This window comes from Jiulongibacter sp. NS-SX5 (genome assembly GCF_052828545.1).
On the sequence record NZ_CM128248.1, the window covers coordinates 2,323,144 to 2,347,283 of the forward strand.

Here is a 24,140-nt window from a genome sequence, read left to right on the forward strand (position 1 = left end):
GCTTAACTTATCAGGAAACTTTTCTCTCTTTAGATGATGGAATATTTCCCGAAAGACGATACTTGGTGATCGTTCTTCTGGTGAGGCTAATCCCCTCTCTCTTGAGAGCCTTCTGTATGTCGAAATCGCTCAATGGTTTTGTTTTGTCCTCTTCCTCTACCAGTCTAACTACCATATCCTGAACCTCCTTATTGCTCTTGCGGCTACCATCTTCCAGGTAAATCGCTTCAGAGAACAAGTCTTTCAGGTGAATTAAACCAATAGGGCTTCTGGCATATTTATTACTCGTTACTCTACTCACTGTAGAGATATTCATATCAATGTACGTAGCTACGTCTTTAAGGATCATAGGTCTGAGCTTGCTATTATCGCCAGACATTAAATACTCCCCTTGTAGATGAACTATGGCCTTAATCACCTTATTCATGGTCTCATATCTTTGCTGTATAGCATCAATTAACCAGTAGGCAGATTTCAGCTTCTCATTTACAAAAGAACCTGTAGCTCCTTTTGCACCTTTCATGCTATTGGCATAGGCCGCATTTACGCTGAAATTATATTTCTTTGAATTTGCTACCTCACCCACGAGCTCACCATCTATCAGCTTGATCTCATAGTCAGGTACAATTTCATTTTTGATCTGCAACCAGTCTGTTCCAAAGCCTTTAGTAGGGTATGGTTTGAATGTGGAAATCAGTTGTAAGACCTGGTCAATATCTGCTCTTTCGATACCATCCATTTCCTCCAGAATGCTATTCCACTTGGCTGACTTAAATGATTCAAAATGCTCTGAAAGGATCAGTTTGGCATTTTCTAATACAGACTTATCTGCCTCAGAAGCCTGGGAAACTAAAGTGAGGAAGTAATCCTGAAGATCGTAGCAGGCAAAACCTGCAGGCTCCAATTCATTGATTTGTTTTTTAACCTTTTCAATCAGACTCTCATCGTAGAATTTGCCGGTGGCAAAACCCACATGATCTACGAACGATTCCAAGTCTGTATCTAAAAAGCCTTTCTCATCAGTGGAGTTGATGATGAAATGAGCCAGTTCCAGTTCTTCATCGTTTAAACCCAAAAAGCGAATCTGCTCCATAAATACCTCTGAGACATCTACCTCTTCGGTGTGTCTTTGCAGGCTTAAATCAGCCGTAGACTGATCAAAGTAATTATTAGATTTCAGCTTATAAGAAGGCATATCATCTTCCAGCATTTCTCTGGTATAGACCTCCTCAACTCTCATTTCTCCAAGGATATCATCTGAGCTATCTCCACTATCTGTGTTCTCAGTTTTGACGTCCTGTTCCAGAAAAGGATTTTCTAATAACTCCTTTTCCACATGACCTTCCAGCTCGTTTTGGTTTAAAAACAAAAAGTTCAGGAATTGAATCTGCTTGGTATTAATTCGCTGACTTTGCTTCGCGGTTTGTACTTGAATATTTCTGGTCATTATGAGTAAGGTTTAATCTGCTTTTGAAGTTTGTAATGACAATTTATTCTCCACAAATCCTTATTTTTAAACGTTAGGAGAAATTCACATTGCAAGTGTTTCATAATCAACTACTTGCATTCTTATAAAATTTTATACCTCCGCCAAAGGCGAAAATTATAAAAATATTCCGTGTGTAGAAACTGTAGATTAAGTTCCACACAATGGTCTAGAATTACAACACCCCATGAAAAGTAAATCAATTGATTTTCTATTTCTTGCTGCTTTTCTTTTTATAGGAATTACCTTCTATTCTACCTATACCAATATCAGAAAACAGGAAAGTTTTAATGATATGGTAGACCATACCTATCTGGTAAAAAACAGGATTCTGGATCTGGAAAGTGAATTCAGATCAATGGTCTCAAACCAGCGAAGCTTCCTGCTGTGTGGTGAGCAGCAGTACCTCCAAACCTACCGCAGTAAGGCTAGTGAATTAGACTCTTTGGTTGAAAACTTAAAAAGTATTGTTGGTGATAATCCCATACAGCAGGCTAATCTGGACACTCTCAATAAAAATCTGCTGAATACCAAATATGTCCTTCGCCAGCAGTTAGACCTGAAAGAAAAGGGTGGAATATTTACGAATAAAAAGCTGAAAGATCATATCAGTGAAACTGATCAATATGCCGATAGGTATCATAAAGAAATCAAGGATATGGCTGCTATCGAAGATCAGCTCTTGAAGGAACGCCTGGTCCTTCAATATGAAGGTGAGCGGCTGACATCGTATGCCTTCATTCTTTTGGGTATCCTTTCCTTTGCCATCATTGCTTTTGCCTATTTTAAGCAAAAACATGACCTGAACGAGAAAGAAAGGCTTCTGGTCAATAAACGTAAGCTATTAAAGAACCTTTTGAACTCAAATGCCGAGCTGGAAGAATACGCTTATCTGGCTTCGCATGATTTGAAAGAGCCATTAAGAAAAATTCAGGTGTTTAGTGATATTGCTTCATTGGCACATGAAAAAGGAGATCATGAAAAAGTGAAGAACCAGTTGGCAAAAATTGATAAGTCTGCCGCCGAAGCCGGCGTACTTGTGGACGGGCTGCTGGAACATGCCCAGCTAGAAAGAAATGAAAATGATCTTTCTCTTCAACGATTCTCTGATTTGTTTAATACCGTTTCTGCCGAATTCAGGGCTGCTATAAAACCAGATCTTAATTTGAAAATTGAGTTTGAAGAGACTCCTATGTTCACTCTATACGAAGGGCAAATATTGGATTTGCTACGCAATCTCTTCTCAAACTCGGTAAAGTTTAGAAAGGAAGGAGAAAAAACTGTAGAAGTGTCATTGCTCTATGAGCAAATAGAAAAAAGCGGAGAGTCTTATCATAAAATATCCATTCAGGATAAAGGCAGTGGATTTGATCAATCTGAGGCGAAGTCAATCTTTGAAATATTCAGTAACCTGAACCTTCACCCCAACTCAAAGAATAAAAATGTAGGATTAAGTCTTTGCAAAAAAGTGATGGATAATCACCACGGTGAAATAGAGGTACAGAGTGAAAAAAATATAGGAACAACATTCATTCTGCTGTTCCCGAAAACAATCTAGTACCAGGAAGCCTCTTCTACCTTAAGAGGAACCTTGCTCTCACCTGACCCTTCTAAATTGGACTCTATTACTTCAATAGGCTCCAGGGTTTCTGTGACTCGGTTTTCGATTTCGTTTTCGATGTCAAACTGTACTGTATTGATTTCCTCCGAAAGCATGTACTGTTCTTCTTCCAGACTTAAGGTGGTTCTATTGGCCACCCAGTTCATTGCCTTCTTAAGACGTGAAATAAAATTGAGCTGTATCTCAGGCTCAGAAAGCTGGTTAGCCACAAATTTACCTGCTATAGGTAATACGATTTTAGCCACAGGATTTTTCACTCCCAATGACAGGCCAGTAGCGATAAGACCCGGCACAGGACTTGAGGATCCTCCTCCCGATGATGTTAGCTCTTTGGCTATTCCCGAGGGTGTAAGTTTATTTAGCACTCCTGACTCCATGTAGTCAAGCTCTTCTTCTACTTGTCTTATTTTTTTCTGGAGTTGATTTCGTTTATTGATCGTCTTCATCTTCGTCTTCTTTATGGTGATAAAATAGTTCGAGCATTTCATTACTGAACAAATCAGTAAGCCATGACTTTCCTTTTAGAATAAGTAGGTAGGTAAAAAAGCCCAGTACTACCCCCATGATCACAAATCCCCAGTACGGTGAATTCATGATATCGTTCAGAAAAGCGGCCATGCCCAGGCAGAGCATCATAATGGTTAATAAACCCAAAAATACCACCACCAGCTTCACACTGATAGCTCCAAGGGTATTTGCAGATTTATCGGCCAGGTTTAGCAGGGTTTTCTGTTTGTGCAATTCCACAATTCTGCCAACCTGACCCACCAGCGACTGGTCTCTGCTTTCGGTATGTAAATAATCTGCCATGATCGTTTTTCGTTTAGGTTTGATGAAGAAAAAAGACAGGTAGTACGTGACCACCTGCCTTGTAACCGACTCCTCTTCCTTACGCCACTTTTACAGACTTTGCCGAATTCGATATCTTGTCTACCAAGGTGTCAACTGACTTTTTACCTTGATCCAAAAGTTCGTTAGCTTTAGTAACTGTTTGATCCTTGGCGTTAATAGCCACTTCTTTCACATTCGAAGAAAAATCTTCTGCTTTACGCTTTACTTTCTTTCTGGTTTTGGTTCCCTTATCAGGAGCATATGCGATTCCTATTGCTGCTCCGGCTGCTGCTGCAGCTATCATTCCTGTAATTGCTTTTGTAGTATTCATAATTGTTATTGTTTTTAAATTTCTGTAATTCTTACACTGTTGATGTTTAAATTCTAATTCCAATGCCTTTCCGGCTTTTTTGGCCTGAAAGTGTTGAGCTAAATACCCAAACCTGTAGAATTCTACGATTTCGGCTTACCCATTCTTAATCTCACTTTCCAAATTCTCTAGCTGGGCAATAGCCTTATTGGCTAGCTTGTTAGCATTTCTTTTCAGCTTTAATCGGCTTACACGGCCTTTATCCGGGGCGTATAATACTCCGGCAATAAATCCTAAAGCACCTGCCACTACATACATTGACTTATTCATAATTTTTCTGTTTTCTCTCAATGCATAAATTCCTATTCCTTCTGATGTGTGTGTAATAATACCATACTAGAAAGGTGACATTCTTTATACCTATATATATGTAGGCTCGATAGGAGCTTCATTCGGTTTTCACCACACCTTATAAATCGCCGTTTTTGTGGAAAATGATGTGAATGTGTGGAATTCCCACAACAAAAAAAGAGATCACCCAAATAGGCAATTCGCAAATAAATATCTCACTACAAGCACTTTAAGTAATTTTCAACTATTCAGGACGGATTATTTAAGTGTTTCAGCAGACTATAAAAAACAATTATGAAAAAGCTGAAATTAAAATCATTGACTATAGGAGCTTTATCCCTTACCATCTTAATGGGGAGCTGTAATAGTCTTAAAAAACTTACTCGTGAACAGAAAGGTGCTGTGGTAGGAGCAGCCGGAGGAGCGGCTGCCGGAGCGGCAATTGGAGCCAAAAGTAAGAACCCAGCAGTTTACGCTATTGTAGGATCTGCCATTGGCGGAGTAGCAGGCGGTATCATCGGTAAGTATATGGATAACCAAGCCAAAGACCTGGAGGAAGAGATCGGCGAGATCGCGGAGATTGAAAGAATTGAAGAAGGTATCAAGGTAACTATGGGTTCTGGTATTCTTTTCGATTTTGACTCTTATCAGTTATCAGCAAACTCTATTAATAATATTGGAGAACTGGCACAGGTTTTAGACGACTATGAGTCGACTGATATTCTAATTGCAGGGCACACAGATAATGTAGGTTCAGACAATTACAACCAGAATTTATCTGAAAAAAGAGCCGCAGCGGTAGCAGACCTTTTAGTTTCTAAGGGAGTTCAAAGAAACAGACTTGTGGTTAGAGGTTATGGAGAAGATAGTCCTGCTTATAGCAATGAAACTGAATTAGGGCAAGATAAAAACAGAAGAGTAGAATTAGCAATTGTCGCTAATGACGACCTCAAAAAAGAGGCTTCTAAGGAAGCTGATGCAATGGCCTTTGGATCTAAATAATCATCAATAAATAACAAATCACAAAAATGAAAAAGTTAATCATTCTGGCCGCATTGGCCACAGTAGGAAGTCTGACTGCGGCTCAGGCACAGGATAATTTTGAAATAGGTCTGCGAGGTGGAGTAAACCTTTCAACCATCAGCGGCGAAGGCTCTGGTAGTAACGAAGGCTTTTGGAACTCTGAAGATACAAGAAGTACAGGTTTTACAGCTGGTCTGTATACAAGATTCGGAAACAAACTTTTCCTACAGCCTGAGTTGATCGTATCACAAAAAGGTGGGTCTACCACAGGAATTTTAGGACAGGAAAGAGACTTCAAACAAACCTATTTTGATATTCCGGTACTGGTAGGGGTTAAAGCCACAGATGTGATCAGAGTAAATGCAGGACCGGTGGCTACCTTCCTGATTAACGAAGACAATACCTTCTTACAAAACATAGGTCTTCAGGCAGAAGAAGAAGGCTTTAGAAAAGCACTATTAGGTTATCAGTTTGGAGTTGGTTTTGATATCAGCCGTCTGAGACTAGATATGCGTTACGAAGGTAATGTGAATGATGTCTTCAATATTGACTATGAAGACAGACAAACAGAAAGTCAGTTTGCCGGTAAAGGAAACTCTTTCTCGGTAACTGCGGGTCTGGCATTCTAAACCAGGCTTCAGCAAATTTTAACAAGTACAAAACACAAATTATGGAAGCTTTAATAGGAATAGAAAAGAAAAATAAAACAGAAATATCTGATGCATTGAATGTAATGCTAGCAGACCAGCACATTCTCTACATCAAGCTCAGAAACTATCACTGGAATGTGGAGGGCTCATCATTTCTGGAACTACACGAGTTTTTTGAGAAACTCTATAACGAAATGGCTGAGGGCATTGACCTTACAGCCGAGCGAATCAGAAAGATTGGTAAAACACCAATGGGCTCTTGTGAGGAGTTCCTGGAATTTACCAACCTGAACGAGACTAAAGAACCGTATCATGATTCTAAAAAGATCCTCAGTTCATTGCTCAATGACTATGAAACCATCATCAGATGGATGAGAGATCATATAGAAATAGCAGCAGATGCTCAGGATTATGGTACTGAGGACTTTATGGTAGGCCAACTCAGAAATTTTGAGGAAGCTGCCTGGATGCTAAGAGCCTACTTGTCTAAATAGACCAGAGCTCTCTAAAATCATTTTTTAATCATTTAAACAATAGAATTATGTTACGTTGGTCAATTTCATTTTTAATTATCGCCATTATAGCCGCAGTATTTGGGTTTGGTGGTGTGGCAGCTGGTGCTGCCGGAATCGCTAAAATTTTGTTCTTCCTGTTCGTCATCTTATTTGTGGTGACTTTGATTACAGGAAGGAGAAAAGGTAGAAACCTGCTCGACTAGCAGGTAAAACACCATCAGCTACTAGTGAAACTATACTTAAAAAGGAGCTTCTCAGCTCCTTTTTTTATGTTCTCAATTTTTTTTCGCCCTGATCGATCCAAATAGATTTCTGTGGCGTATACACCAAACACACAAGTGTTACAAACATTTTTAAACAACTATACAATTATGAAAAAGCAAATTCTAAAAACATCAATGCTGGTAGGAGCTGTAGCTCTGATGACTTCATGTGAAGACAATAATGACATGGATCCGGTAATGTCTAGCTCGGTAACAGTTTACGCCTCAAATAACGCAGATGGTAACGTTACAGCCTACAACTATGAGGATAGTCAAATGACTACCAAAACAACTTTTAACTCAAGCTCTTCTGCAGCAGATGGCGTTTACTATGACGCAGACTCTAAAAGCATTTTCCAGGTTTCAAGATCAGAAAACGGAATTGAAGGTTTTGACGCATCAGCCGACGTAAGCGTAGGTGGTCTTATTGACGTTTCTTTATCAATTGACGGACCAAACGATATGGAAAGCCCGAGAGAAATGGCCGTAAATGGTAATTTCTACGTGGTAGCTGATAACGCAGATGTAGACGGAGATGCCTCTACACCAGATGGTCGTCTGTTTGTTTATGAGAAATCAGGTAATTCTTTCTCTCTGAGAAATGTCATCACTACAGATATTAAATTATGGGGTATCACCTTTATTGGGAATGACCTATATGCAGTAGTAGATGCTGATGATGAGCTTGCGGTATACACCGATTTCTTATCCAACAACAGCACAGGTATGCTGACTACAAGCAAAAGAGTGATAATTGAGGGAATTGTTAGAACTCACGGTTTGACTTATGATGCTTCTACAAATACGATGATCATGACCGATATCGGAGAAGCTTCAAATGGTCAGGATGACGGTGGATTCCATATCATTGAAAACTTCATGAGTAAGTTTGATGGTGCCTCTGACGGAGGAATGATCTCTGCTTCTGAGTCAATCAGAGTAAGTGGTGCTATGACTCAAATGGGTAACCCAGTAGACGTAGCCTACGACGGTGCTACCAAAACAGTTTATATCGCTGAAGCAGGTAATAATGGTGGTAGAATTCTAAGTTACTCTAATGTAACGATGGGTGGTGATATGTCGCCAACTACCAATTTTGATTTACAGTCTGCATCATCAGTCTATTTGGTTAAATAATAAATAGTCGGTTCTATAATTCACACTGCCGTCTCAGCAATCTGAGACGGCTTTTTTTGTTCCACACTTTCTCTTTTGCTATGCAAAAAATTCTACACCCACTTTAAGGATTCCACACTTTTCTCTCAGGAATGTGAATTTTAGCTTAAACATTGACTAACAATCACTTACAATTATGAGAAAAGCAATATTACCTATAGTACTTTCAAGTTTTATCACCTTCTCGTGCGAACTGGAGAATGACATTCTCCCTCAAAATAGCACAGAACCTGAGGTTTCTCAATCGCAATCTGAGCAGGAGGAATCTCCTCAAGAGAGTCAAGAGGAAAATAACCAGGAAGAGAACAACACTGAACAAAATCAGGAAGAGGAGACCTCAACTGAAGAGGAAGAAAAAGAAGTGAGTTTTGGGTCTGTTTTAACTGCACACCAAGCCACTAGTTTTAGTATGCAGGCCAACCTCAAGTATGGCAATAATGAACGCCAGAATTATGATATGTACTTGCCAGATGGTCAACCAGCTGGAGTGAAGGCAGTACCTGTAGTAGTCATTCATGGAGGTGGATGGAGTTTATTGGATAAATCATTTATGAAACCCGTAGTAGATGAATTAAAGAAGCAGGGGCTGAATATTGCCATTTTTAATATCAATCACAGGCTAGCTGGTTCACAAGGAGTGGATTACGCTCAAATAATGGCCGACATCAATCAGTTTATGGCTCACCTTGATGGTAAAAAAGCCACCTTAAACCTTACTGATGAGGTACTACTTTTAGGTTATAGCTCAGGAGGGCATTTGGCCTTATCTTATGCCTATCAAAGGAGTAATCCAAACATTAAAGCAGTAGCTGCCATAGCGGCACCTACCGACCTTACAATGCCAGAAATTCACAATGAAATCATGGATGATAAAAACAGAAATCTGACGCAGCTTCTGATAGGAGCCTCCTATCAGGAAAACCCGGGAGCCTATGAGGCGGCCAGTCCATATTTCGATGTTAATGGTCAATCTGAACCTACTATTCTTTTCTATGGAGACAGAGATGAATTGGTAGATCAGCAAACACAAGGGAAACGCCTGCATACCCGACTGAGAAATAACGGGGTGAAAGCACAGTTTCATTTGGTCAGTAATGCCACGCACGACATGAACGGGAAAATGCCGGTAGTTATACCTAAAGCAGCAGCCTTCTGGAAGTCTTTACAATAAGCTTTAACACCGAAACTAAAAAAGGGAGAATGACGAATCATTCTCCCTTTTTAATGGCCTTAATTGACTAGGCTTTCTTAGGTACTACTAAGAATTCTACTACTCTATCGTCATTTTTGACCCGGGCACTTCGATTACTCTCGGTACCAAAGCTAACGCCCATATCATCCAGTAAAATTCTGGACTTATCTATACTCGATTTTGAGATAAACTTGGCTACTCGTTCAGCTCTTTTTGCAGCCTCAGCCGCAGTCACATCATCGGCTGAGAATTGCGTTTTACCAGCTACCACCACAGTGCCTCCGTAAGTGTTTAGGGCCTTTATCAGCTTTTTGTAATCCTCCTGGGTTTTATTGCTCGGTACATAATCTGCCAGACCGAACATGTCTCCTCTTTCAAAAGAAATCACTATTCCTTTAGTACCCAGATACGCTGAGCCGGTTTCTCCCATATAGGTATTGATCTCCTTGATTTTAGCTTGCAGATCCTCTTTTTTGAAAACTGCCATATCTAAATCTGCGACCTCAAAAGCATTTTTGATTTTTTGAAAATCGCCATTTTCAGCCTGCTTTTCGGCCTCAGTTTTGGTTTCCACTTTTACAGTTTCATAACTGGTAGATGGCTTACTGCCGGTGTTTACTGCACTCTGTGTAGTGGTGCATGAGCTTAGCAAAAACCAAACTCCTGCACTTAATATGATCTTATTCATAATGTTCTGTTTTTAGTTTAAAAGACTTTTCAATTATCCTGATCAAAACTCTGTTCCATATTTTCTACACTCTCCCTACAGGAACAGTCTTTTTAACCTCTTTGATGAACAAAATAAACAACTATTTATTATGAAAAAGTTAAAAGTATTAAGCCTGGGAATGGCTGCCACATTATTAATGGCTACAGCATGTAATAACGCTACTACCGAAGAGACCATGGAAGAAAAAATGGAAGAAGTAGTAGACGAAACAGAAGACAGAATGATGAACCTTGAAGCTCAGTTAAACGAAGCGATAGAGGAACTGGAAGACAAAATAGAAGAAGCCGAAAATAATCTGGATGGCGATGGCAAAGCCGTAAATACCATTATTGACGAGCTAAATATGCAAAAAGAAAACCTACAGGAGGACCTTAAAAACATGAAGGATAACGCTGTAGAAGACTGGAATGCTTTTGAAGCCAAAGTTGAGTCTGATATTCAGTCTATTAAAGCTGAGGTGATGGAATAATTCATGTTACCATCAAGTCATAAAAAAAGCTCGCGATTGCGAGCTTTTTTCGTTTTTAAGTAATAAAATTTATTGACTCAAAAGAGATTTTAATCTTCGATACAAAACCCTTTTAGAAGTCAATGCTGCTTCTCCCCCATTATCCTGACCAGCTGTATTTGTATCGGCTTCACCAGCATTTCTTTTCTCGCGAAGCAGTATTAAAAGCATTGATGTCAGGAATATGAGCATTTAAATAATTTGTGTTTATAAGTTATATGAAGTGTTAAAATTGCTGTTCCGTTAGGATGAAGCCTGAAATGGGGAAGACTCTATACGCCAGATGCGAAAAGCCTTCCACAGTCTCCTTATTTTGAGGAAAGTACCGCTTGGGTTTCTTCCTGAGCTTTTGCCTCACGTTTTTCCTTTTTTCTGAAGTAACCTCTGAAGAAAATGCTGTTCTTAAGGGCTTCCAGATTATCATCCAGCTTCTCTGTACCAGACTCTACATTGATCAATGTACTTTTCATGTACTGAGCCATAGAAGGGTCGTGCAGCAGCACTCCCAGAGCACTACTATCTGAGCTGAGTATCTCATCCAGATCCTGATCTATGCCAGCTACCAGCTGATCTGCCTTGGCAGCAGACGCCTTTAGTGCCGAGCTTCCCTGATCAAGATTATTGACCGTACTTTTTAGTGTGGCCATGAGCGTGGTGTCATTGGCAAGTTCATATGGCAATTTCCCCGGAGTATTTAGTGAATTGCTAAAACTGGCCATATTCTGGCTCATGGCATTGATCTGATAAGAACTTTGCTTTAGCTGAGCCATAGTCTGATTCAGCTGAGTATATACACCATCGTCTTTGATCAACTTACCAAGATTACCTTGCCCTTCGGCAATACTCGATATCACCGACTTCAAGTCTTCGGTGATGGCCAAAATGTTCTTATTATTCTCCTGAAGCGTAGCCAGCATGTCTTGCTGCGTATCTTCCTTACTAATTTTAAATCGGTGCTGATCTTCAATAGCACCGGCAGAGGCAGAACCTCCGCTAATCACCAATATGGGGTTTCCGATCAGACCATCGGTGCCTATTTTCAAGTCAGCATCTTTATAGATAAACTCCTGAGATTTCTCTTCAATTTCAAAATTGACCTTAACGCCTTCGTTAGGCACAAACTCAAGTGACTCTACCGTACCTACTTTCACACCGGAAAAAAGGACATTATTACCCTTGGTAAGACCACTAACATCTTCAAAAACGGCAGTAGCAGTAATTTTTTTGACAAAAATCTTACGCATATTGCTGATGAGCAGCACTCCTGCCGCAAATATGATCAGGCCGATGACCATAAAGAGGCCTACCTGTGCTTTCTTTCTTGCTGATTCCATGTTTTTTATCGTTTAATGTGTTTAAGCTTCTATAAAATTGTAGTCGTAGAATTGTTTGACCTTGTCTTCTGAATCTTCAGAAAAGACTTCGCTAAATGTGCCTTCTTTTCTGAACTGGCCATCAAGCAATACGGCCATTCTATCGCCGGTTTGCTTGGCACAAGCGAGATCATGGGTAATGATGATGGAGCTGGCTTTATACGCTTCTCTCACCTCCAGTATCAGATTATTAATCTCTACGCAGGTGATGGGATCCAGACCCGCGGTGGGCTCATCGTAAAGGATAAGTTCAGGGTTCATGACTATGGTACGGGCTATACCGATTCGTTTCCGCTGACCACCACTTAACTCTGCCGGCATTTGGTTTTTGGTCTGCTCCAGACCTACGGCTTCCAACACTCTGTCTGTTTTTTCTTCCAGCTCTTTTCTATTGGTGATTTTATTGGCATGCCGCAGCGGAAACTGGATATTTTCGGCAATAGTCATACTATCATAGAGAGCACTGTTTTGGAAACAAAAGCCCATTCGCATTCTCAGCTCTATAAGCTCCTCTTTTGAAACAGTATTGAGATCGTAACCCAGTACATTTACCTTTCCGCTATCTGCTTTGATAAGGCCCGAAATGATTTTGATAAGCACTGACTTACCTGTACCAGACTTGCCCAGCACCACCAGATTCTCTCCTTTATCAACCTTTAGGTTAACCCCTTTCAGTACATCCAGATCTCCGAATGATTTGTATAATTTCTCTATATCTATTACGCTATTATTCATTTGTTCCGGGTTTTAACGAAGTGAATTGGTCACCTGAACCACAAAAATCTCTATCAGGAAAATGATGAAGATGGACTTAACCACTCCGGAGTTGGCAGCTTTACCTACTCCAAGTGTTCCTTTTTCAGCTCGGTAGCCGCTGTAGCACCCCACCATACCGATGGTAAACCCAAATAGGATGGCTTTAACCAATGCCGAGCCCAAATCCAGGAAATTAATACTCTCAAATGCATTGATGATATAGGCGTTAAAGTTGGTCTGCTCATTGATGTAGATATTGATAAATGAACCTGCCAAACCCACAGCCGCGGTATAAAATGATAAGATGGGGATGGTAATGGTAGAAGCCAAAACCCTATTGATGACCAGATAATTGAATGGATTCACCGCAGACACTTCCATGGCGTCTATTTGCTCGGTAACCTTCATGCTTCCCAGTTCTGCACCAATATTTGAGCCCACCCTACCGGCAGCAATTATCGAAGTAACCAATGGTGCCAAGGCCCGTACCATGGCAATAGCCACCAAACTAGGCAACCAGGATGTGGCTCCAAACTCCTGTAATGAAGGACGAGACTGCTGCGTAAATACCAGCCCGGTAACAAAACCCGTCAATGTAATTAAGGGTAGTGACCGTAAACCTATCTGATAACACTGATTCAGAAACTCTCCCCACACCATTTTTGAGAGTGAGAATTCCTTAAAAAACCGAAGAACAAATTCAACTCCATCTTTGAAGTTGATCATCTTTCGGTCTGTTTTATGCCCTAGCAGGGCTTTATTCGCTTTTTCATTTTCCATTTGAATAGTCTGTTTCAAATGATCGTACCCCTGTGATTTTTTGATGCATCGTAGAAATTAATCCACACAAAAAAGCCGATAAGCACCAGGCTCATCGGCTTTCTTAAGTTCAATTTTATTGTCGATTAGAACGATCCGTTCAGTTTCCAGCTGTAATCTGTATACGCAAAATCATCCATATCCTTTTTTACTTTGTCATCAGAGTATTTATTGATCCACTTAGCTATAGACATCTCACGCTCAAAATCTTTACTGTACCATTTGAAGAGTGGCGAAATTTTTACCTCTTCTTCATTGATAATATTTTTAGCTTCATTATTCAGAAATACCTCACCTTCTTCATCCAGCTGCTTATCCAATTTTTTGGCCGTATAGGCTTCATTTCTCAATCTCGGGCAAGACTCAGCTGCACAAACTAAAGCAAAGTGGTATCTAGGATCTTTCTTGAAATCCTTTCTTAGAATACCGTGTTCGATATTATTGAGGTCATATTTTTTACCTTCTATCTCAATAAACTTGATATCCCACGGTGTATTTACAAATGGTATCTGGGTTTTAGGCCCTATATCTTTAATACTACTTACACCCTCGTTATCTAGGATTAATTGTATGGTAAATGCATTATAGGCGTTAATCCAGTAGGCCATTTTCTCTTCTTTGGACCAGTTTTTTGCCGGGCCGTTTTTCGAAATATCGGCTAAGTAGGCTTCCAGTTTCTCACGGTCTTTTTTCATTCCGCCGTAATCTACCATACCATCTTTATCTACATGATCTTTCAGGAGTTCATCCCAGGCAGATACTGAGGCGTAGTCCCCTTTTTCTTTTTCTTCTACATCTACTGCTTTCGCCTCTTCTCCACTCTTCTCTGTCTGTTCAGTAGTTTGTTGTGTTTCTTTTTGCTTTTCTGTGTTATTACATGCTGCCATCATTGCAGACAACATGATTACCATTAACTTTTTCATTTGATTTGTTTTTTATGGCCGGGGCCAATATTCCTGAAATTGACAATTCAATTTCATCCTCATTCTCGAAATAGCCGTTCCTGTAGAAAACCACTCAAACCTGTAGTGTAGATTCTCAGTTTGGCTTCGTCTGAGGTGAAGATTCCACACTTTTTAGAAAAATCGGTGGCTTAAAGTTTTAAACGTAGCAGTTATGGAGACTATACTTTTTATCATCGCTCTGGTGCTGAGCATAGGTACTTTTGTACCAGAAACCGGCAACGACTTCTGGCTGATCAGAGGTCAGGACTATTTCAAATCGTTTTATGCCGTAACACATCTGGCTGTTCTTGTATTACTGTTTTTTGTGGAGGAGCCTACCTGGCGTACCTACCTGAGTGTGGTCATGGTTTCGGTGAGTTTTGTGTATTGTCTGGTAACCATCTTCCCTTTCTTTAGTATCTCTAAGGCCACGATTGCCAAACGTGAGAAGAAATCTACCGAAAGTAACCTGAGTATTTATATCTCAAATGTGTATCAACACAATACAGAATTTGACCGCACCCTTGAGAAAATCAAAGAATATGACCCTGATTTAATTTTCCTCCTGGAAACCAATCAGGCCTGGGCAGATGCTATGGAACCGCTCAAGGCTACTTACCCACATGTGCTGGAAGAAATACGAAACGATACTTATGGGTTAATTTTGCTGAGCAAGTTTCCTTTTGACCAAGCTGAGGTTTTACATCGGGTCAAACCCTCTATTCCTTCAGTAGAAGTTAGTTTTAAAATGGGCGACACTCCAGTTACGCTATATGGCCTTCACCCGAAACCGCCTATTCCTGGCGAGGCACTTACTGCTACCAAAAAAGACAGGGAGCTGCTGAGAACAGCCTTGGCAATTGAAGCCTCTACATTAGATCACCACATCGTAATAGGAGACATGAATGATGTAGCCTGGAGTAGTGTGACACGAAAATTCAAACGATTGACAGGACTTAAAGACCCGAGACAAGGACGAGGGTTTTATCCTACTTTCCCTACGTGGTCTCCTTTTAGAATTCCTCTTGATCATGTTTTTTGTTCACCTTCGTTTGAGCTTGATGAGTTTAAACTAGCCGAGAGTGTTGGCTCAGATCACTTCCCGGTATTCGTGAAATTTCACTTACCCGAGGACAAATAAAAAGGTCGCTTCTTTTCAGAAACGACCTTCTTTCAATTTCATATTTCGTTTTAGAATGCCAACCTGGCGGAAGCACCGAATACCGGTAATGCTAAACCTGTATAGTTCACGAAGTTAAACTCTGGTTTCCAGTCTGCACTAATGTTAAGAGGGATCTCTCTGAAGGTGTGCTCAATTCCTAAAATGCCATCTGCACCTACGTGGAAATCACCATCAGGGCCGGGTCTGTCGTTTCTCCAGTTTCTATCTGGTGAAGCACCCAGGTGAGCCCCTAATCCGTAATACCATCTCCATTGGTTGGTCCCAAAAGCCGGATTATGCCACTCATATAATAAGGTACCTTTAAGTCCGTTTCCGAAACCACTCAACAAGGCTTCGGCGGCTTCGTTATTCCCTGTTGCAAATTTTGCCGTTAAGGCCGGCCCACCATTAAATCTTACTCCAAAGGCCGCCTTGTACTGTGCATGAGCACCCAGACTTAAACCTGTCAAAAGAAGAATCGTTGTAATTAGCTTTTTCATTAATTATTAATTGTTTTCCCATGACACTAAAAACCTTATACCTCTACACTTTTTGGTGAAACGGGACGGCTTTTCTACACTATTCACACGATTTCCACACAGGAACAGCCTTTTTTGCTAGTCTGCCAGTACAAATTATAGAATTATGAAAAAGTTAAGTTTAGCTGCCATAGCAGTATCAACCATGTTTATTCTTCCTTCATGTAGTTCAGAATCTGAGCAGGAAGGGGATATGTCAACAGAAACAATGTCTGAGACTTCAGAGATGGAAATGTCATCTGAAGGCGAGGCCATGATGACCAACAAAGGAACTACGGACTACACAGAAGTAGAATACGTAAGCGAGTTTCCTCTGGCAGATACGGTATTAAAGTATTCAAGCCAAGGATTTACAGGTGCCAGACTTACTGAAGCCATGAGTGTAAACGCGAAAGGTATCAGTGAAAACTTGGATGGCAGAGCATCAGTGTTACAGTATGGAGAAGGAATTATAGTAGCACTTGACCAGGGTGATATTTTTGAATCAGGAGAATATAAACTGAATGAAAAATCAAAAGACGTTTTAAGAGCATTGGCTTTCAATCTGAAGCAAATGCCAGAAACATACATTTTGGTAGCAGGTAGAGCAGACAGCGATGGTGCTACAGAAGCTAACGACAAGCTAGCCTATATGAGAGCAGCTACTGCGGCCAATTATTTACATGGTTGTGGTGTAGAAGAAGACCGTTTCTTTGTAGATAGCTTCGGTGAAAAATACCCGGATTTTAAGAACAACTCAAAACTGAGTAAAAACAAAAACAGAAGAGTTGATTTCTTGATTATTCCAGCAAACAGCATGCGTGAAGACGTAGCAATGCGTTAATCATATTGAATCAAAAACAGGCTCATTTGGGCCTGTTTTTGCTATTTATTCTTACTAAGGAACAATTCTTTAATACTCAGAAGTAGAAGCTAACGTGCTTTACATAATCACAAATTAATAAAGAGGCATATACGAATTAAGATTTAGTTCTCCTCTACGATAAAATGAAAAAGGTTTTAATCATAGACGATGAAGAAGATATCTGCTTATTACTTAAGCATTATCTGAGCAAAAATGCACTAGACGTGTATTACGAAAATACCCTTACAGAGGGCTTGGAGGCCATTTCAAGGGTAAAACCTAGCGTAATCTTGCTTGACAATAACCTGCCAGACGGGCTAGGTATAAATCATATCAGCGAAATAAAAGAAGGAAATCCTGATACAAAACTATACATGATTTCTGCCTACAGTTCTCTCAAAGATCAGGCTACTCAATTTGGTGCAGATAGCTTCATTTCTAAGCCTTTTGAACTTTCTACCATCATGAGTTTGATGAATTAAAAATGTAGAATTCCACACTTTTGGTAGATATTTTTCTACAGTTCTACACCTTACTCTTTTACCTTTCCTGTAAGCACACTCACATTTTTAGTGAATGGATTACCCGAAGCTCTTCTAAAGCTTACCACCTGCCCTACATGCCAGACGGCATCTTCAATAGGTCCATTAATTAAATTCCATACCGGATACTCCGTAGTACCGAAAATAATTTTCATTTCTTCAGGACTCACCGTCTCCTCATTTCTTAAAGCATCAGAGGTTGCTTTTAACTTATGTAAGGTTGCAGCCCTCATATCCTCGAAAGACATTGCATTCTTTTGTCCTGCATTTGGCCTGGCATAAACGGTATTCTCAATGACAGAAACCAATCCATATATATGTTCGATGGTTTCCATAGAAGTTCTGGCCTCGGCAGAAGGCTTGTAAGCTAAGTCTTCGTCTCTTAAACCTTCAGTAGCCCAGTAATAACGAAAACCTAAACCCTCCACCATTCTGGCCAGTAAGGTATATTCAGTAATCTCTGCAGGTGCCTCTGGGATAGTTTTTAAAGGAAGGTCTTGTGCCATTATATTAGTCACTACGAGTAAGAAAAAGATAAAGTACCTCATATGCATTAGTATTGATTTTCAAATTAGAGGAACAAAATCCATATATCTATTTCAAATAAAAACTCTTTAGAATTAAAAGATCCCCGTAAAAAAATACGGGGACTTTTCATTTTTCTAAACTTTAATATAAACCCTAAAACCAACCACCCCCCAGAGCCTTGTAAATATTAACTCTGGCGTGCAATTGATCTTTTCTGGTTTCTACCAATTCGAACTTCGCCTCCAGAGCATCTCTCTGTGTAAGCAAAACCTCCATATAGTCTGCCCTGGCATTTTTAAACAAGTCTGAAGAAATACCAATGGAAGATTCCATAGCCGCTACCTGTCTGGATTTCAAATCGAAGCTTTTGGAAAGGTTTTCAATTTTACTTTGCTGATTGACAATCTCAAGATATGCCTGAAGAATTACCTTTTCATATTCATAAACAGCCTGTGTTTGTTTGGCATTTGCATTTAAATAAGTGGCTGTTAGAGCTCTTTTATTAATCAATGGCCCTATAAGATCTGCTGTTAAGGAGCTAAGCAAAGACTCTGGTAACTTACTAAAATAGAGCGGATTAAATGCTCTCAATCCCAGATTTGCAGATATTCCAAGAGAAGGATAAAAGTTTAATCTGGCCACTTCTACATCTATTTTAGCCGCAGCCAGCTCTCTCTCTTTAGCTTTTATATCTGGTCTGTTTGATAATAATCCAGCCGGCAATCCTGCAGAAGCAAAACTCAGATTGAGATTATTAAGATCTACTGTTTGCCTGTTTATAGCTCCGGTATATTTCCCTGTTAAAAAACGTAACCTGTTCTCTGTTTCTACTATCTCCTGAAGTATTCCGTACTGCAAGCTTTTGGTTTTCAGTACCTCTGCCTCAAAACGCCTTACACCCAGCTCACTGACTCTGGAAGCTAACTTTTGTAATTTGACAATCTCCAGTGCATCTGATTGAATTTCTATATTCTGATTTACTATAGCCAGTTCATTATCCAGTGCCAGAAGCTCATAATAACTTTCTGCTATTTCAGCTACCAGATTTGTCTGCATCCAATTTACGGCATCATTACTAGCCATATATCGCTCAAAAGCGGCTTTTCGGGCATTTCTCATTTTATGCCAGATATCTACCTCCCAGCTGGCGTAAAGCCCTCCCAGAAAATCTGGCAAGGGCTCTGGCATCTCACGCTCAGGTTTTATGTCTGTGGTAGCTTCCATAGCACCTATATTGGTGTATCTGGCAGCTTTCTCCAGTCCCATGCCTCCCTTGTAATTTACGGTAGGCATGTATTCACCTTTTTTTGCCATAATTTCATTTCTGGCAATTTCTACCTCCTGCTTCGTGATATTAAACTCCTGATTATTTACAAGTGCCGTATCTATCAAAGCCACAAGAATGGGGTCATCAAAATAACTTCTCCAGTCGATGAGTGTATCTGCTATGACCTGATTATTAAATTTTGCAGGCAAATTGACCTTCTCCTGAACAGAGGAAATCTGTGGTGTTTTACAGGCATACATTAAAAACAATAATACACCTGCAGTAATTATTCTCAGTTTTTGATTAATACTCTTCATGGTCTTATTACTTTTCATCGTTTCTACCCAGTAATCCTTTTATTCTCTCATTTGCCTTTTTCAGGCTTTCCATAAGTCTGCTTCTTTCTTCTGAGCTTCTCACAAAGTGTTCAGAAAGCGAATCATCCTCTTCATCTTTTACCAGTGATTTCCCATCTGCCATAGTACCAAAAATGTAGTATAGCCCAGGTATTACCAATACGCCAAAGAGCGTTCCGAAAAGCATACCTCCCAGTGCAGAGCCTCCAATGGTTCTGTTTCCTATAGCTCCGGCTCCATGAGAAATTACCAGCGGAATAAGCCCGGCCACAAAAGCAAAAGAAGTCATCAAAATAGGCCTGAAACGTACACGTGCCCCCTCAATAGCTGCCTCCAGAACTGTACTTCCTTCTCTTCTTTTTTGAACTGCAAACTCCACAATCAACACTGCATTTTTACCTAAGAGACCCACCAGCATTATTAAACCTACCTGAGCATAAACGTCATTTGCCAGCCCCATACCTTTCAGTAAAAGGAAAGATCCGAAAATCCCCACAGGAAGTGAGCAAATAACAGCCAGTGGAAGCAGGAAGCTTTCGTACTGAGCTGCCAATACCAGGTAGACAAAAATCAATACCACCGCAAAAACATAAATTGACTCATTTCCCCTTTTGGCTTCATCATATGAAAGTCCTTCCCAGGCAATATCATAACCATGAGGCAGCTCTTTGGCTACTTCTTTTATGGCTGCTATAGCATCACCCGTAGTATACCCGCCTGCAGGCTGGCCCTGTATAGTAGAAGAATTATACATGTTATAGCGTGTGATTTCATTGGGCCCTTGTTTTTTTACCAGTTTCATAAAAGATGAATATGGCACCATTTCGCCATGATCATTTTTCACAAACATATTAAGGACATCTGAAGGTAACTTTCTAAACTTAGGAGCAGACTGTACATAGACTTTAAAGAATCGCCCGAAACGTATAAAACCCTGTTCATACGTACTGCCTATCATGATATTCAGGTTTTCCATGGCTTTGCCTATTGAAACCCCCTTTTGCATAGCCACGTCATTATCTATTTCCAGCTCATACTGCGGATAATTGGCAGCAAAAAACGTAAAGAGACCTGTGAGTTCCGGGCGTTTTTCTAAAGCAGCCATAAACTCTTTATTGACCTTATCAAACTCCTGATAATCTGTAGTATTGTTTTTATCAAGCAAACGCATTGAAAAACCAGCAGACGTACCAAAACCTGGAACAGCCGGTGGCTCAAAATACTCTATTACAGCTCCCAGATCTTTGGTCTTTTCTTCTAATTCTTCAATTATCTCATGTACGTCATGTTCTCTTTCAGACCAGCTTTTAAGGTTTATTAGACAGGTTCCGGCATTTGAGCCTCTACCCTCTGTCATAATTTCATACCCTGCCAGTGATGATACAGACTCTACTCCTTCTACCTCTTCACAAATTTTCTGCAGCTCTCTGGAGACGGCGTTGGTTCTTTCCAGCGTAGCACCAGGAGGAGTTTGAATTATAGCATAGATGGTTCCCTGATCTTCTGTAGGAATAAAGCCAGATGGCAAGACTTTGTTTACAGCTAAGATGCCAAAACCAAAAGCCAGCAAAATAAGGAAGGTCACCAGTCTTTTATTGACCAGCTTTCTAAGAATATTTACATAGCGAAAAGTTAATTTATCAAAGCCCTTATTAAACGTATCAATGAGCCAGTCTAGCGGTGATTTTTTACGTGATTTTCCATGATTATTTTTCAAAATCATGGCACATAAAACCGGCGTAAGAGTAAGGGCTACTATGGCAGATAGTATTATAGCACTTGCCATAGTAATAGAAAACTGGCGATAAAAAGTACCCACCGGGCCTGTCATGAAGGCAATTGGTAAAAATACAGACACCATCACCAGGGTTATGGCTATAATGGCACCGCTTATCTCTCCCATCACCTCTTTTACGGCATTATAGGGAGAGAGATGCTGCTCTTCCATTTTTGCGTGAACCGCCTCCACCACCACAATGGCATCATCTACCACAATACCAATAGCCAAAACAAGAGCAAATAGGGTGATAAGGTTAATAGATAATCCAAAAAGCTGCATCACAAAGAAGGCACCTATGAGAGATACAGGAACAGCTATAATAGGGATAAGCGTAGAACGCCAATCTCCCAAAAAGAGAAATACTACCAATGCCACCAGTAAAAATGCATCTCTAAGCGTGTGTATCACCTGCTCTATAGAGGCATCCAGAAACTTTGAAACATCATAACTGTACTTATATTCTACACCCGGCGGAAAAGTAGCAGAAAGCTCCTCCATTTTGGCTTTTACGGCCTCTATCACTTCACTGGCATTACTGCCTACGTTTTGCTTTAAAACTATTGCTGCAGAGGGCATGCCATCCAGGTTTGAGTATATGTCAAAAAACTCACTTCCCAGTTCTACGTCTGCCACATCCCCAAGTCGTATGGTCTCACCTTCAGAGTTTGCCCGCAGGATAACATTTTTGTATTCTTCTGGTTTACTGTACCTCCCTTTATAAGTAAGCACATACTCCAGAGACTGGGCAGAAATACCAGAACTCTGGCCAATTCTCCCCGGCCTTCCTATAATACTCTGCTCTGCCAGAGCCTCCATCACATCTTCAGCAGAAATATGATAAGCCCGCATTCTATCTGGGTTTAACCAGACCCGCATAGCGTACTGCCTGCTACCCAGAATCTGAGTTCTGGCCACGCCATTTATACGGTTGATCTCTGGCAGCAGGTTTACGCTGGCGTAGTTATAGAGAAACTTTTCATCAAAATCTTTGCCTTTGCCATAAAGGTTTATGTACATCAGCATTGATGGCTGGATAGGCGTAATCACCACACCCTCTCTCTGTACCAGCTCAGGCAGCAATGGCATCACCTGATCTACCCGTGTTTTCACCCGTATTACAGCCTCATTAGGATCTGTACCGGGCTCAAAAATCACTCTTAATGTAGCCTCACCCGCACTGGTGGCATCTGTGGCCAGATACCGCATTCCCTGTACTCCATTAATCGCATTTTCCAGGGTTATAAGGGTAGATTTTACCAGTACATCTGCACTAGAGCCCGGGTAGGCAATAAAAATATTCACCGTAGTAGGTGCAATCTCAGGAAACTGAGCAGTAGGCAATTGTTTAATGGCCAAAGAACCTGTAAATAAGATAATTACAGAGATAACAATAGCCAAAACCGGTCTATGAATTATATTTCTAAACATGGTTTTTCTTAATTAAATAAGTGGGTATTATTTACTCTGCGTAAAGGCTCAAATGTGTGATCACTTCTGCAGGTTCCTGAAAATCAAACCTGATCTCCTCATTTTCTTTTACTTTCCTAATTCCCTCAAGCAAAATCTTGTCTGAAGTGGTAAGCCCTGAGATGACATACAAATGCGGCATTTCTGTCAATATTTTTATGGCTTGAGATTTCACCTTTCCATTCTGGTCAATCACAAAAACATAGGTTTTATCCAGAACCTCAAACGTACATTTCTGAGGTATAAGCAGTGCATTTTTCAGAGGTTCTGTAACCTGCACACTGCCTGTTTCACCATGTCTGAGCAGCCCCTCTGGATTTGGAAAAGTAGCTCTGAAAGCAATATTCCCCGTTTCATTGTCAAATTCACCTTCAATGGTCTCTACCACCCCGCCATATTTAAATAGCTGATTGTTAGCCATGAGTAGCTTAACATTAAGCATACTACCATTATCTGAGCGGGTCTTATAATTAAGATATTCAGCTTCTGGCACATTAAAATAAACCCAAATTTTGCTATTATCAGATAAAGTGGTGAGTAACTCACCCTCATCTACCAGACTTCCTTTTCTCACTTTAAGCCTGTCCATTATACCAGAAAATGGAGCTCTTATTTCTGTAAATCCAAGATGCACTTTAGCCAGTTGACGCTCGGCCTTGGCTTTATCTAGTTTAGCCTGTGCCAGTGCCAGCTCATTCTGAGAAACTACATTTTTCTCAGCCAGGGTCTTAACATTTAATACTTCTATTTCTGCAGCTTTTACTTCTGCCTCTGTTTTAAGCAGTTCTGCTTCATAAATATTAGGCATTACTCTAAACATGAGTTGCCCTTTTTTTACAAACTTCCCTTCGTCTACATAAATATCCTGAAGGTATCCCTTTTCCAGAGCTCTTAGTTCTATGTTTTGGATGGAGTGTATCTGGCAAACGTAGTCTTTAATAATAGAGGTGTCTTTAACTATAGGACTAGTGGCCAGAAATTTACCATGATCTGCCTCATGGTGTGATTTATTTTTATCTGAGCAGCTTAGGAGAGTAATGAGTATACCCAAGCCGCCGAATACTGATTTCAGCTTCATTTTAATTCAATATAAAAGTTTAGAAATAA

At 40.3% G+C, this 24,140-nt stretch carries 27 protein-coding genes; 11 read left to right on the forward strand and 16 right to left on the reverse strand.

The features are described from left to right. Nucleotides 1-10: 10 nt before the first annotated feature. Complete coding sequence (gene rpoN, locus ACUXV0_RS10285) at nt 11-1,447, reverse strand: RNA polymerase factor sigma-54 (protein WP_446189456.1); 1,437 nt, start codon at nt 1,445-1,447, stop codon at nt 11-13. A 226-nt stretch (nt 1,448-1,673) separates the two neighbouring features. On the opposite strand from rpoN, the gene ACUXV0_RS10290 reads away from it, so the two are divergent. Continuing rightward, entirely contained in the window at nt 1,674-3,044 is a 1,371-nt protein-coding gene (locus ACUXV0_RS10290; protein WP_446189457.1) for a sensor histidine kinase, read from the forward strand. Here ACUXV0_RS10290 and ACUXV0_RS10295 read toward each other — a convergent pair. From ACUXV0_RS10295 to ACUXV0_RS10310, 4 genes are all read right to left on the reverse strand, one after another. Next, on the reverse strand, nt 3,041-3,553 hold the full coding sequence (locus ACUXV0_RS10295; protein WP_446189458.1) for a hypothetical protein: 513 nt from the start codon (nt 3,551-3,553) through the stop codon (nt 3,041-3,043). The two genes, ACUXV0_RS10290 and ACUXV0_RS10295, sit on opposite strands and share 4 nt — an antisense overlap. Then, entirely contained in the window at nt 3,537-3,917 is a 381-nt protein-coding gene (locus ACUXV0_RS10300) for a hypothetical protein (RefSeq protein ID WP_446189459.1), read from the reverse strand. The genes ACUXV0_RS10295 and ACUXV0_RS10300 overlap by 17 nt, the downstream gene beginning before the upstream one ends. Nucleotides 3,918-3,996: 79 nt before the next feature. Beyond that, nucleotides 3,997-4,269: a YtxH domain-containing protein gene (locus tag ACUXV0_RS10305; protein ID WP_446189460.1), complete on the reverse strand. Its 273-nt coding sequence runs from the start codon at nt 4,267-4,269 to the stop codon at nt 3,997-3,999. 135 nt (nt 4,270-4,404) lie between these two features. After that, nucleotides 4,405-4,578 carry a YtxH domain-containing protein gene (locus ACUXV0_RS10310; RefSeq protein WP_446189461.1) on the reverse strand — a complete coding sequence of 58 codons (174 nt, stop codon included), beginning with the start codon at nt 4,576-4,578 and terminating at the stop codon, nt 4,405-4,407. Nucleotides 4,579-4,893: 315 nt separating this feature from the next. Here ACUXV0_RS10310 and ACUXV0_RS10315 point away from each other — a divergent pair, with 315 nt between their 5' ends. The 6 genes from ACUXV0_RS10315 (at nt 4,894) to ACUXV0_RS10340 (ending at nt 9,397) form a co-directional block, all read left to right on the forward strand. Then, nucleotides 4,894-5,601 (forward strand): OmpA family protein, encoded by a 708-nt coding sequence (locus tag ACUXV0_RS10315; protein ID WP_446189462.1) that lies wholly within the window; start codon nt 4,894-4,896, stop codon nt 5,599-5,601. A gap of 26 nt (nt 5,602-5,627) precedes the next feature. Continuing rightward, on the forward strand, nt 5,628-6,251 hold the full coding sequence (locus ACUXV0_RS10320) for a porin family protein (protein WP_446189463.1): 624 nt from the start codon (nt 5,628-5,630) through the stop codon (nt 6,249-6,251). A 41-nt stretch (nt 6,252-6,292) separates the two neighbouring features. After that, a complete protein-coding gene (locus ACUXV0_RS10325; protein ID WP_446189464.1) occupies nt 6,293-6,766 on the forward strand; it encodes a Dps family protein in 474 nt (157 codons plus the stop codon). Between the two features lie 47 nt (nt 6,767-6,813). Then, on the forward strand, nt 6,814-6,990 hold the full coding sequence (locus tag ACUXV0_RS10330) for a DUF1328 domain-containing protein (RefSeq protein WP_446189465.1): 177 nt from the start codon (nt 6,814-6,816) through the stop codon (nt 6,988-6,990). Between the two features lie 168 nt (nt 6,991-7,158). After that, nucleotides 7,159-8,187: a hypothetical protein gene (locus ACUXV0_RS10335; RefSeq protein ID WP_446189466.1), complete on the forward strand. Its 1,029-nt coding sequence runs from the start codon at nt 7,159-7,161 to the stop codon at nt 8,185-8,187. Nucleotides 8,188-8,362: 175 nt separating this feature from the next. After that, nucleotides 8,363-9,397 carry an alpha/beta hydrolase fold domain-containing protein gene (locus ACUXV0_RS10340; RefSeq protein ID WP_446189467.1) on the forward strand — a complete coding sequence of 345 codons (1,035 nt, stop codon included), beginning with the start codon at nt 8,363-8,365 and terminating at the stop codon, nt 9,395-9,397. Between the two features lie 67 nt (nt 9,398-9,464). Here the strand turns inward: ACUXV0_RS10340 and ACUXV0_RS10345 are convergent, their stop codons facing one another. Continuing rightward, complete coding sequence (locus tag ACUXV0_RS10345) at nt 9,465-10,106, reverse strand: hypothetical protein (protein ID WP_446189468.1); 642 nt, start codon at nt 10,104-10,106, stop codon at nt 9,465-9,467. 130 nt (nt 10,107-10,236) lie between these two features. Between ACUXV0_RS10345 and ACUXV0_RS10350 the strand changes: the two genes are divergently transcribed. Next, nucleotides 10,237-10,617: a hypothetical protein gene (locus tag ACUXV0_RS10350; protein ID WP_446189469.1), complete on the forward strand. Its 381-nt coding sequence runs from the start codon at nt 10,237-10,239 to the stop codon at nt 10,615-10,617. 69 nt (nt 10,618-10,686) lie between these two features. Here the strand turns inward: ACUXV0_RS10350 and ACUXV0_RS10355 are convergent, their stop codons facing one another. The 5 genes from ACUXV0_RS10355 to ACUXV0_RS10375 form a co-directional block, all read right to left on the reverse strand. Continuing rightward, nucleotides 10,687-10,827 (reverse strand): hypothetical protein, encoded by a 141-nt coding sequence (locus ACUXV0_RS10355; RefSeq protein ID WP_446189470.1) that lies wholly within the window; start codon nt 10,825-10,827, stop codon nt 10,687-10,689. Between the two features lie 137 nt (nt 10,828-10,964). Further along, nucleotides 10,965-11,990 carry an MlaD family protein gene (locus ACUXV0_RS10360; RefSeq protein ID WP_446189471.1) on the reverse strand — a complete coding sequence of 342 codons (1,026 nt, stop codon included), beginning with the start codon at nt 11,988-11,990 and terminating at the stop codon, nt 10,965-10,967. Nucleotides 11,991-12,011: 21 nt separating this feature from the next. Then, nucleotides 12,012-12,764 carry an ABC transporter ATP-binding protein gene (locus ACUXV0_RS10365; RefSeq protein WP_446189472.1) on the reverse strand — a complete coding sequence of 251 codons (753 nt, stop codon included), beginning with the start codon at nt 12,762-12,764 and terminating at the stop codon, nt 12,012-12,014. A 12-nt stretch (nt 12,765-12,776) separates the two neighbouring features. After that, complete coding sequence (locus tag ACUXV0_RS10370) at nt 12,777-13,565, reverse strand: MlaE family ABC transporter permease (RefSeq protein ID WP_446189473.1); 789 nt, start codon at nt 13,563-13,565, stop codon at nt 12,777-12,779. A 125-nt stretch (nt 13,566-13,690) separates the two neighbouring features. Next, nucleotides 13,691-14,527, reverse strand: coding sequence for a DUF547 domain-containing protein (locus tag ACUXV0_RS10375; protein ID WP_446189474.1), 837 nt, complete (start codon nt 14,525-14,527; stop codon nt 13,691-13,693). A gap of 193 nt (nt 14,528-14,720) precedes the next feature. Here ACUXV0_RS10375 and ACUXV0_RS10380 point away from each other — a divergent pair, with 193 nt between their 5' ends. Beyond that, the gene (locus tag ACUXV0_RS10380; RefSeq protein ID WP_446189475.1) at nt 14,721-15,689 is read left to right on the forward strand and encodes an endonuclease/exonuclease/phosphatase family protein; all 969 of its coding nucleotides are present in this window, start codon (nt 14,721-14,723) and stop codon (nt 15,687-15,689) included. Between the two features lie 50 nt (nt 15,690-15,739). Here ACUXV0_RS10380 and ACUXV0_RS10385 read toward each other — a convergent pair whose 3' ends face one another. Then, nucleotides 15,740-16,210 carry a hypothetical protein gene (locus ACUXV0_RS10385; protein WP_446189476.1) on the reverse strand — a complete coding sequence of 157 codons (471 nt, stop codon included), beginning with the start codon at nt 16,208-16,210 and terminating at the stop codon, nt 15,740-15,742. Nucleotides 16,211-16,355: 145 nt separating this feature from the next. On the opposite strand from ACUXV0_RS10385, the gene ACUXV0_RS10390 reads away from it, so the two are divergent. Continuing rightward, nucleotides 16,356-17,072 carry an OmpA family protein gene (locus tag ACUXV0_RS10390; RefSeq protein WP_446189477.1) on the forward strand — a complete coding sequence of 239 codons (717 nt, stop codon included), beginning with the start codon at nt 16,356-16,358 and terminating at the stop codon, nt 17,070-17,072. 164 nt (nt 17,073-17,236) lie between these two features. Continuing rightward, nucleotides 17,237-17,575 carry a response regulator gene (locus ACUXV0_RS10395; RefSeq protein WP_446189478.1) on the forward strand — a complete coding sequence of 113 codons (339 nt, stop codon included), beginning with the start codon at nt 17,237-17,239 and terminating at the stop codon, nt 17,573-17,575. A gap of 50 nt (nt 17,576-17,625) precedes the next feature. Here ACUXV0_RS10395 and ACUXV0_RS10400 read toward each other — a convergent pair whose 3' ends face one another. The 4 genes from ACUXV0_RS10400 to ACUXV0_RS10415 all read right to left on the reverse strand — a co-directional run bounded on the left by ACUXV0_RS10400 (nt 17,626) and on the right by ACUXV0_RS10415 (nt 24,111). Beyond that, complete coding sequence (locus ACUXV0_RS10400; RefSeq protein ID WP_446189479.1) at nt 17,626-18,141, reverse strand: hypothetical protein; 516 nt, start codon at nt 18,139-18,141, stop codon at nt 17,626-17,628. 175 nt (nt 18,142-18,316) lie between these two features. Then, nucleotides 18,317-19,765, reverse strand: coding sequence for a TolC family protein (locus tag ACUXV0_RS10405; RefSeq protein ID WP_446189480.1), 1,449 nt, complete (start codon nt 19,763-19,765; stop codon nt 18,317-18,319). Next, entirely contained in the window at nt 19,755-22,994 is a 3,240-nt protein-coding gene (locus ACUXV0_RS10410; protein WP_446189481.1) for an efflux RND transporter permease subunit, read from the reverse strand. Before ACUXV0_RS10410 ends, ACUXV0_RS10405 begins: the two co-directional genes overlap by 11 nt. A 31-nt stretch (nt 22,995-23,025) precedes the next feature. Then, on the reverse strand, nt 23,026-24,111 hold the full coding sequence (locus ACUXV0_RS10415) for an efflux RND transporter periplasmic adaptor subunit (RefSeq protein ID WP_446189482.1): 1,086 nt from the start codon (nt 24,109-24,111) through the stop codon (nt 23,026-23,028). Nucleotides 24,112-24,140 lie beyond the last annotated feature (29 nt).

Coding starts and splice junctions, on each gene's coding strand:
- ACUXV0_RS10300 (WP_446189459.1), bottom strand. CDS start 3,917: ATGGCAGATTATTTACATACCGAAAGCAGAGACCAGTCGCTGGTGGGT.
- ACUXV0_RS10295 (WP_446189458.1), bottom strand. CDS start 3,553: ATGAAGACGATCAATAAACGAAATCAACTCCAGAAAAAAATAAGACAA.
- ACUXV0_RS10345 (WP_446189468.1), bottom strand. CDS start 10,106: ATGAATAAGATCATATTAAGTGCAGGAGTTTGGTTTTTGCTAAGCTCA.
- ACUXV0_RS10380 (WP_446189475.1), top strand. CDS start 14,721: ATGGAGACTATACTTTTTATCATCGCTCTGGTGCTGAGCATAGGTACT.
- ACUXV0_RS10365 (WP_446189472.1), bottom strand. CDS start 12,764: ATGAATAATAGCGTAATAGATATAGAGAAATTATACAAATCATTCGGA.
- ACUXV0_RS10305 (WP_446189460.1), bottom strand. CDS start 4,269: ATGAATACTACAAAAGCAATTACAGGAATGATAGCTGCAGCAGCAGCC.
- ACUXV0_RS10410 (WP_446189481.1), bottom strand. CDS start 22,994: ATGTTTAGAAATATAATTCATAGACCGGTTTTGGCTATTGTTATCTCT.
- ACUXV0_RS10395 (WP_446189478.1), top strand. CDS start 17,237: ATGAAAAAGGTTTTAATCATAGACGATGAAGAAGATATCTGCTTATTA.
- ACUXV0_RS10315 (WP_446189462.1), top strand. CDS start 4,894: ATGAAAAAGCTGAAATTAAAATCATTGACTATAGGAGCTTTATCCCTT.
- ACUXV0_RS10350 (WP_446189469.1), top strand. CDS start 10,237: ATGAAAAAGTTAAAAGTATTAAGCCTGGGAATGGCTGCCACATTATTA.
- ACUXV0_RS10320 (WP_446189463.1), top strand. CDS start 5,628: ATGAAAAAGTTAATCATTCTGGCCGCATTGGCCACAGTAGGAAGTCTG.
- rpoN (WP_446189456.1), bottom strand. CDS start 1,447: ATGACCAGAAATATTCAAGTACAAACCGCGAAGCAAAGTCAGCGAATT.
- ACUXV0_RS10310 (WP_446189461.1), bottom strand. CDS start 4,578: ATGAATAAGTCAATGTATGTAGTGGCAGGTGCTTTAGGATTTATTGCC.
- ACUXV0_RS10390 (WP_446189477.1), top strand. CDS start 16,356: ATGAAAAAGTTAAGTTTAGCTGCCATAGCAGTATCAACCATGTTTATT.
- ACUXV0_RS10375 (WP_446189474.1), bottom strand. CDS start 14,527: ATGAAAAAGTTAATGGTAATCATGTTGTCTGCAATGATGGCAGCATGT.
- ACUXV0_RS10360 (WP_446189471.1), bottom strand. CDS start 11,990: ATGGAATCAGCAAGAAAGAAAGCACAGGTAGGCCTCTTTATGGTCATC.
- ACUXV0_RS10335 (WP_446189466.1), top strand. CDS start 7,159: ATGAAAAAGCAAATTCTAAAAACATCAATGCTGGTAGGAGCTGTAGCT.
- ACUXV0_RS10325 (WP_446189464.1), top strand. CDS start 6,293: ATGGAAGCTTTAATAGGAATAGAAAAGAAAAATAAAACAGAAATATCT.
- ACUXV0_RS10400 (WP_446189479.1), bottom strand. CDS start 18,141: ATGGCACAAGACCTTCCTTTAAAAACTATCCCAGAGGCACCTGCAGAG.
- ACUXV0_RS10330 (WP_446189465.1), top strand. CDS start 6,814: ATGTTACGTTGGTCAATTTCATTTTTAATTATCGCCATTATAGCCGCA.
- ACUXV0_RS10415 (WP_446189482.1), bottom strand. CDS start 24,111: ATGAAGCTGAAATCAGTATTCGGCGGCTTGGGTATACTCATTACTCTC.
- ACUXV0_RS10385 (WP_446189476.1), bottom strand. CDS start 16,210: ATGAAAAAGCTAATTACAACGATTCTTCTTTTGACAGGTTTAAGTCTG.
- ACUXV0_RS10370 (WP_446189473.1), bottom strand. CDS start 13,565: ATGGAAAATGAAAAAGCGAATAAAGCCCTGCTAGGGCATAAAACAGAC.
- ACUXV0_RS10340 (WP_446189467.1), top strand. CDS start 8,363: ATGAGAAAAGCAATATTACCTATAGTACTTTCAAGTTTTATCACCTTC.
- ACUXV0_RS10290 (WP_446189457.1), top strand. CDS start 1,674: ATGAAAAGTAAATCAATTGATTTTCTATTTCTTGCTGCTTTTCTTTTT.
- ACUXV0_RS10405 (WP_446189480.1), bottom strand. CDS start 19,765: ATGAAAAGTAATAAGACCATGAAGAGTATTAATCAAAAACTGAGAATA.
- ACUXV0_RS10355 (WP_446189470.1), bottom strand. CDS start 10,827: ATGCTTTTAATACTGCTTCGCGAGAAAAGAAATGCTGGTGAAGCCGAT.